Source organism: Mesorhizobium sp. M1E.F.Ca.ET.063.01.1.1 (genome assembly GCF_003998155.1).
GTDB lineage: Bacteria > Pseudomonadota > Alphaproteobacteria > Rhizobiales > Rhizobiaceae > Mesorhizobium.
This window is the reverse complement of record NZ_RZSC01000310.1, coordinates 1-6,653: the sequence shown is the minus strand read 5'-3', so window position 1 is coordinate 6,653 and position 6,653 is coordinate 1. Positions and strand designations below refer to the sequence as shown.

Here is a 6,653-nt window from a genome sequence, read left to right as displayed (position 1 = left end):
CCTCTGCCCTGCCGGGCATCTCCCCCTCAAGGGGGGAGATCAGCAGATCGGACGCCCCGCCAGCCTTGCTACCCCGGAGATTGGCGAAGGTCGGGATGATATCCAATCTCCCCCCTTGAGGGGGAGATGGCCGGCAGGCCAGAGGGGGGTGCCTGGGCGAAGGCATCTCAAATCATGCTAGCCCTCTTCCTCCGAGACATCCGCCTGTCCATCCGCGCCGGCGGCGGGGCGCTGGTCGGCGTGATCTTCTTCCTGGCGGTGATCGCCACCATTCCGTTTGGCGTCGGGCCGGACCTCAACCTTTTGTCGCGCATCGGCCCCGCGATCCTGTGGATCGCCGCGCTGCTCGCCTGCCTGCTCGGGCTCGACCGGCTGTTCCAGGCCGACCGCGAGGACGGGTCGCTCGACCTGCTTGTGCTCAACTACGACCGCCAGATGCTGGCGCTGACGGTGCTGACCAAATGCGTGGCGCATTGGACAGGCAGCGTGCTGCCGCTGGTCATAGCCGCACCGCTGCTCGGCCTGTTCATGAACATGGAGCCGGTTGCGATCGGCGCCACGGCGCTGACGCTTCTCGTCGGCACGCCGGCCATCACCTTCATCGGCGCCGCCGGGGCGGCTGTGGCGGTTGCGCTGCCGCGCGGCGGATTGCTGATCTCCGTGCTGGTGCTGCCGCTCACCATTCCGGTGCTGATCTTCGGCGTCTCGGCCAGCTACGGCGCGGTGGCCGATCCGGCGCCGTTCCTGCCGCCCTTCCTCATTCTTGCCGCGCTGACGCTGTTTCTTGCCGTGATCGGGCCGCTGGCGGCGGCGCTGGCATTGCGTCACGGGACGGATTGAGGCCTGCGGAACGTTCTCAATCTGCGGCGCCGCGCCTGATTGCGCAGCCTGCGATGCAGGGCTAAGGGAAGGCATGATCGAACGGATTGGCAAGGCAGGCGCGGAAGGCGCGCGCAGGGAGCGGTGGGCGTGAGCGCGCATGCTCTGTATGTCACCGCGGCCTATGCCATCACGGCGATCGTGCTGGCCGGGCTGATCGGCTGGGTCCTCATCGACCAGCGGGCGCGCAGGCGCGATCTTGCAGCGCTCGAAGCCTCCGGCGTGCGGCGCCGCTCCGACAAGGCCGGGACCACGAAGCCGTGAGCGTCGAAACGAAAATGCCGTCGCCGCCGCGCCGCCGCCTGTTCGTGCTCTTGCCGCTGCTGGTCTTCTTGGGCCTGGCGGGGCTGTTTCTCTCACAGCTCCTGTCCGGCCGCGACGAGTCGGAAATCCCCTCGGCCCTGATCGGCCTGCCGGCGCCGCAGACGAATCTGCCGCCGCTGGAGGGGACGAGCCTGCCGGGTCTCGATTCGAAAGCCTTCGCCGGCAAGGTGACGCTGGTCAACGTCTTCGCGTCGTGGTGCGCGCCGTGCCGGGAAGAGCATCCGGTGCTGCTGGCGCTGTCTGAGGACAAGCGCTTCACGCTTGCCGCGCTGAATTACAAGGACGAGCCGGAAAACGCCCGCCGCTTCCTCGGCGATCTCGGCAATCCGTATCAGGCGATCGGGGTCGATCCGGCCGGCCGAGCCGCGATCGACTGGGGCGTCTATGGCGTGCCGGAGACCTTCGTCATCGGCAAGGACGGCAAGATCGCCTACAAGCATGTCGGGCCGCTGACACCGGAATCGGCGAGGGATCTGCTGCTGCCGCAGATCGAGAAAGCGCTGACGGCGCGTTGATATTCAGGTGAGGCCGGCCTGCAAATGGCGGCTTCCTGCGCTTCCGGTGCTCACGTACTTTAGAGTACGCTCCGCTCCGGTTCTCGGAAACCACCATTTTCGACTCGGCCTGACCTGAATCTCAACGCGCCGTCAGGCCCCGCGCCGGGTGGCTCAGCCGTAGATCTGCTTGTGGATCTGGTAGAGCATCTCGGAGCGGTCGGCGCGCAGATCGGCGAGATCACGGCTCGACAGGTTCTCAATTTCGGCGACGAGACGGTTGTACTGGCGGCGCTTGGCGATGTTGGTGCGAGCGCGGGAGACGATGTTGTCGAAGATCATGACGAGGTTCCTTTGCTGCCGCATTCCTGCGGCGGGTTTGTTCCTCCCTTGATCGATTGCGAGCATGACATAGGAATGGTGCATTGCAAAAGAAAGATGTTGCAATGCACCATTGCAACCAGCGCATAGCCGGTTAACCGGCCGTTACCCGCATGTCGGCCCCGCAGGTCGTCGTGACAAACACGAGATAGGGTGAAGTGTCATCGTCGATCTTGCCAGATTGCTCGCCGGCTGGCTTGATCGCCCCACAGCGTCGCGCGTCCTTCATGCGCACGTGAATGCCGGGAGGAAAAGCATGACGGCCGCCGACTATGAAGTTCTCGATCCGCGTTTCTCGCGGCTGGTCAACGCCAATGAGCGGGTGGAGAAGCTGTTCACCGGATGCCGCTGGGCGGAAGGCCCTGCCTGGTTCGCCGCCGGCCGCTACCTGGTCTGGTCCGACATCCCCAACAATCGCATGCTGCGCTATGACGAGACCGACGGCAGCGTCAGCGTCTTCCGCCAGCCCTCCGGCAATTCCAACGGCAACACCGTCGACCGGGAGGGCCGGCTTCTCACCTGCGAGCATTCGGGCCGGCGCGTCAGCCGCACCGAGCATGACGGTTCCATCATCACCATCGCTGACAAATGGCGCGGCAAGCGGCTCAACTCGCCCAACGACGTCGTGGTCCGCTCCGACGGTTCGATCTGGTTCACCGATCCGGCCTACGGCATCGACAGCGACTATGAGGGCGATCATGCCGAGAGCGAGATCGGCGCCTGCAATGTCTACCGCGTCGACCCCGGCACGGGCGAGATCGATGCCGTCATCACCGACATGGTCAGGCCCAACGGGCTCGCCTTCTCGCTCGATGAAAGCCTGCTCTATATCGCCGACACGGGCCGAACGCATGGCGCCAAGAACCCGGCGCATATCCGCGTCTTCAATGTCGGCAAGGCCGGCAAGAAGATCTCGGGCGGCAAGGTCTTCGCCGACTGCACGACCGGCCTGTTCGACGGTTTTCGGCTCGACGAAAGCGGGCGCATCTGGACGAGCGCCGCCGACGGCGTCCATTGCTACGATCCCGACGGCACGCTGATCGGCAAGGTCAAGGTGCCGGAAGTGGTCGCCAACTGCGTGTTCGGCGGCGCCAAGCGCAACCGCCTCTATATCTGTGGCACCACGTCGCTCTATGTGGTCTGGCTGATGGTGAACGGCGCCAAGACGTATTGAATGTGATCGTCGCATACCGCCACGCGGATCTCGGGGGCTGAGGCAAACCTGAAGATGTCGGATGTTGGCGGGACAGCACCCCCCTCTGCCTTGCCAGGCATCTCCCCCGCAAGGGGGGAGATTGGCAGCGTCGCCTGCGGCGCTTTTCCTGCGATGTTGGTGATTTGCGAAAGCAGAACTGACATCCAATCTCCCCCCTTGCGGGGGAGATGTCCGGCAGGACAGAGGGGGGTGCGAAGGAACGCAGAGGTAGCCGATGGCCGCCGCTCAGCGGGCGCGAATGAAGGCGGCGAAGCTCTGAACCGCCTCGCGCATCGCTTGCCGGTTGGCCGGCTCCGCCAGGATCGCCTCGATCTCCGGCGGCTTCTTGCCGAGCAGCGCGATCTCGAGCGCGGCGTCCTCGTAAAGCGCGAAAGACATGGTGCGCATGATCTCGGCGAGTGCCGCCCGGGCATAGAGCGAGCGCGGCGAGGCATGCACCAGCATCGCCGGCTTGCCGACCGCGGCATCGCGCGACACCAGCCAGTCGAGCGCGTTCTTCATGCCGCCCGGCACGCCATGCGCATATTCCGGACAGGAGACGATGACGCCGTCGGCGCGGGTGACGGCATCGATCAGGGCGGCTGCTTCGCACGGCGTGCGCTCGCCCTCATCGTCGGGATTGAAGATCCGCAGCCGGCCAAGACCGTCATAAACGGTGGCGCGGCAATCCGCCGGCGCATTGGCGGCTAAAGCCGCGACAAGGGCCGAATTGGTCGAGGCGGCGCGCAGGCTGCCGGAAATGGCGAGGATTTCGATCAAGGGGATGAGCCGGACGGAACGGGTGAGTCGTTCCGAATGCTACCACATGGTCTGCCTGTAATCGTCGTCCAGCTCGCGGTCGATCTCTCCGGCGCTCTCGGCCAGCGCGAGCTGGTCGCGGATGATCTGGCCGAGCGTCGGCAGCGTTGCGCGGTCGTACCAGGTCTCCGGCTTCCACAGCTCGGAGCGCATGAAGGCCTTGGCGCAATGCATGTAGGCGGCCTTGACCGTCACCACGATGACGCTCTGCGGCTCCTTGCCGTCGACGGCCAGACGCTCGCGCAGGCCGGCATCGATGGTGATGCGGGCGTCGCCGTTGACGCGCAGCGTCTCGTTCATGCCGGGAATGAGAAACAGCAGCCCGACGGACGGATTGCGGATGATGTTTTCCAGCGTGTCCAGCCGGTTGTTGCCTGGACGGTCGGGAATGGCGATGGTGTTCTGGTCGAGGATGGCGGTGAAGCCGGGCTTGTCGCCCTTCGGCGTCACATCGGCATTGCCGGCGCCGTCCGACGAGCCGATCAGCACGAAGGGGCTCTTGCCGATGAAGGAGCGGCAGTGGACGTCGAGCGCCTTGAGCTCCTTGCGGATCGAGCCGTCGGTCGGTCGGGGCGTCTTGTAGATCGTCCTCAGCTCGTCGCGCGTGGTGAGGAATTCCATCCCGTCCCCCCTGTCTTCACGCAATTCCGAACGGAAAACCGCTGTGCGCTTTTCCTGGAATTGCTCTTTATCCTGACGCAATTCCGAACGGAAAACCGTTAAACACTTTTCCTGGAATTGCTCTACTTGCCGGCGTTCTCTTCCTTGGCTTTTTCCTCCAGCGAATGGCGCATGATCAGCGGCATCTGGCTGAAGGTGAAGAGCAAGGTGATGGGAATCGTGCCCCAGACCTTGAAATATAGCCAGGTCGCTTCCGAGAAATTGCGCCAGACAACCTCATTGAGCACGGCCAGAAACAGGAAGAACAGCCCCCACCGGAAACTCAACTTGCGCCAGCCTTCGGCATCGAGCTGGAAGGCCGAATCGAACACATGGCCGAGCAGCGGCCTGCCGAAGGCCAGCCCGCCGAGCAGCGTGAAGCCGAACAGCGCGTTGATGATGGTCGGCTTCATGAAGGCGAAGGTCTTGTCCTGCAGGTACAGAGCGAGCGCGCCGAACACGAACACGATCACCGCCGAGGCGAGCGGCATCAGCGGCAGGCTGCGTGTCAGTGCCCATGACACGCTGAGCGAGAGCGCCGTCGCCACCATGAAAAACGCGGTGGCGATCAGGATCGGTTCGCCGAGATGGGTGAGGATCGGGAATTTTCCGGCCAGCCATTCGCCGCGGATCGTGGTGAAGAAGAACACCAGGCCGGGTCCCAGCTCGAGCAGGAACTTCAAGCCGGGCATGAGCGGCTTGCGGCGCGGATCGGACGGGTCGCGTTCGATGATGTTCATAAAAGTCCTTCTTGCGCATGATCTGGCCGAAAAGCAGGCGGCTCCGGGCAGATCACGCCTTGGTCAAGCCACGCCGGCGATCGCCCGGGCGAACTCGCTGGCGGAAAACGGTTCGAGGTCGTCGACCTGCTCGCCGACGCCGATGAAATAGACCGGCAATCTGTGCTTGGCGGCGATCGCCACCAGAATACCGCCGCGCGCCGTGCCGTCCAGCTTGGTCATCACCAGGCCGTTGACGCCGGCGACATTGCGGAAGATCTCGACCTGGCTCAGCGCATTCTGGCCGGTGGTGGCGTCGACCGTCTGCAGCACGGTGTGCGGCGCCTCCGGATCGAGCTTGCCCAGCACGCGCACGATCTTTTCCAGCTCCGCCATCAGCTCGGTCTTGTTCTGCAGCCGCCCGGCGGTGTCGATGATCAAAACGTCCGAGCCCGCCTCTTTCGCCTTCTCGAAGGCGTCATAGGCGAGGCCTGCGGCATCGGCGCCGAGCTTGGAGGCGACGACCGGCGACTTGGTGCGCTCGCCCCAGATTTTCAACTGCTCGATCGCCGCGGCGCGGAACGTGTCGCCGGCGGCGAGCATCACCGAAAGCCCGCCTTCGGTCAGCTTGGCCGCCAGCTTGCCGATGGTCGTGGTCTTGCCGGTACCGTTGACGCCGACGACCAGGATGACATGCGGCTTGTGGCTGAGGTCGAGCTCGAGCGGCTTGGCGACCGGAGTCAGCACCTTTTCCACTTCCGCCGCCATGACCGAGCGCACCTCGGCATCGGAAACATCCTTGCCGTAGCGGCTGGAGGCGAGCGAATCGGTGACACGCAGCGCCGTTTCGACGCCGAGATCGGCGCGGATCAGCACGTCCTCCAGGTCCTGCAGCGTGTCCTCGTCCAGCTTGCGCTTGGTGAAGACGCCGGCGATGTTGCCGGTGAGCTCGCGCGAGGAACGGGCGAGCCCGTCCCGCATGCGCTGGAACCAGGAGCGTCTCGCCGCCGGTTCCGCCGCCTTTTGCGTCTCGGCCTTCTGCTCGACCTTTTTGGCGACCGTCACCTTGCCGGCGGAGAGCGGAGGCGGTGCAGGCTGCGTTGAAGGCGAAGGAACTGGCGCCAGCGTTACCTCCCCCTCGATGGGGGAGGTCCCGAGCGCAGCTCGGGGATGGGAGTGACT

General features: G+C 64.9%; 9 protein-coding genes. 4 read left to right on the top strand and 5 right to left on the bottom strand.

Annotation, left to right across the window (positions count from 1 at the left end; translation table 11 throughout):
• The first annotated feature begins 174 nt into the window (after positions 1-174).
• The 3 genes from ccmB (at position 175) to EOA29_RS20760 (ending at position 1,718) form a co-directional block, all read left to right on the top strand.
• Positions 175-840 carry a heme exporter protein CcmB gene (ccmB, locus tag EOA29_RS20770; RefSeq protein WP_126091172.1) on the top strand — a complete coding sequence of 222 codons (666 nt, stop codon included), beginning with the start codon at positions 175-177 and terminating at the stop codon, positions 838-840.
• Positions 841-969: 129 nt separating this feature from the next.
• Positions 970-1,143, top strand: a complete 174-nt coding sequence (ccmD, locus tag EOA29_RS20765) for a heme exporter protein CcmD (RefSeq protein ID WP_126091173.1) — start codon at positions 970-972, stop codon at positions 1,141-1,143.
• On the top strand, positions 1,140-1,718 hold the full coding sequence (locus tag EOA29_RS20760) for a DsbE family thiol:disulfide interchange protein (RefSeq protein ID WP_126091174.1): 579 nt from the start codon (positions 1,140-1,142) through the stop codon (positions 1,716-1,718). The genes ccmD and EOA29_RS20760 overlap by 4 nt, the downstream gene beginning before the upstream one ends.
• Before the next feature lie 153 nt (positions 1,719-1,871).
• On the opposite strand, the gene EOA29_RS20755 is transcribed toward EOA29_RS20760, so the two are convergent.
• A complete protein-coding gene (locus EOA29_RS20755; RefSeq protein ID WP_126091175.1) occupies positions 1,872-2,039 on the bottom strand; it encodes a hypothetical protein in 168 nt (55 codons plus the stop codon).
• Positions 2,040-2,334: 295 nt separating this feature from the next.
• Between EOA29_RS20755 and EOA29_RS20750 the strand changes: the two genes are divergently transcribed.
• Positions 2,335-3,252, top strand: coding sequence for an SMP-30/gluconolactonase/LRE family protein (locus EOA29_RS20750; RefSeq protein ID WP_126091176.1), 918 nt, complete (start codon positions 2,335-2,337; stop codon positions 3,250-3,252).
• A 267-nt stretch (positions 3,253-3,519) separates the two neighbouring features.
• Here EOA29_RS20750 and EOA29_RS20740 read toward each other — a convergent pair whose 3' ends face one another.
• The 4 genes from EOA29_RS20740 to ftsY form a co-directional block, all read right to left on the bottom strand.
• Positions 3,520-4,053: an NADPH-dependent FMN reductase gene (locus tag EOA29_RS20740; protein WP_126091177.1), complete on the bottom strand. Its 534-nt coding sequence runs from the start codon at positions 4,051-4,053 to the stop codon at positions 3,520-3,522.
• A gap of 39 nt (positions 4,054-4,092) precedes the next feature.
• Complete coding sequence (locus tag EOA29_RS20735) at positions 4,093-4,713, bottom strand: pyridoxamine 5'-phosphate oxidase family protein (RefSeq protein ID WP_126091178.1); 621 nt, start codon at positions 4,711-4,713, stop codon at positions 4,093-4,095.
• A 122-nt stretch (positions 4,714-4,835) separates the two neighbouring features.
• Positions 4,836-5,492, bottom strand: coding sequence for a septation protein A (locus EOA29_RS20725; RefSeq protein ID WP_126091180.1), 657 nt, complete (start codon positions 5,490-5,492; stop codon positions 4,836-4,838).
• Positions 5,493-5,555: 63 nt separating this feature from the next.
• Positions 5,556-6,653, bottom strand: a 1,098-nt coding sequence (gene ftsY, locus EOA29_RS20720) for a signal recognition particle-docking protein FtsY (protein WP_245468498.1), incomplete at its 5' end; no start/stop codon positions are given.

Bases quoted from the DNA above. Each gene is read 5' to 3' on its own strand.
- EOA29_RS20755 (WP_126091175.1), bottom strand. From the start codon at position 2,039: ATGATCTTCGACAACATCGTCTCCCGCGCTCGCACCAACATCGCCAAG.
- EOA29_RS20725 (WP_126091180.1), bottom strand. From the start codon at position 5,492: ATGAACATCATCGAACGCGACCCGTCCGATCCGCGCCGCAAGCCGCTC.
- EOA29_RS20735 (WP_126091178.1), bottom strand. From the start codon at position 4,713: ATGGAATTCCTCACCACGCGCGACGAGCTGAGGACGATCTACAAGACG.
- EOA29_RS20750 (WP_126091176.1), top strand. From the start codon at position 2,335: ATGACGGCCGCCGACTATGAAGTTCTCGATCCGCGTTTCTCGCGGCTG.
- ccmB (WP_126091172.1), top strand. From the start codon at position 175: ATGCTAGCCCTCTTCCTCCGAGACATCCGCCTGTCCATCCGCGCCGGC.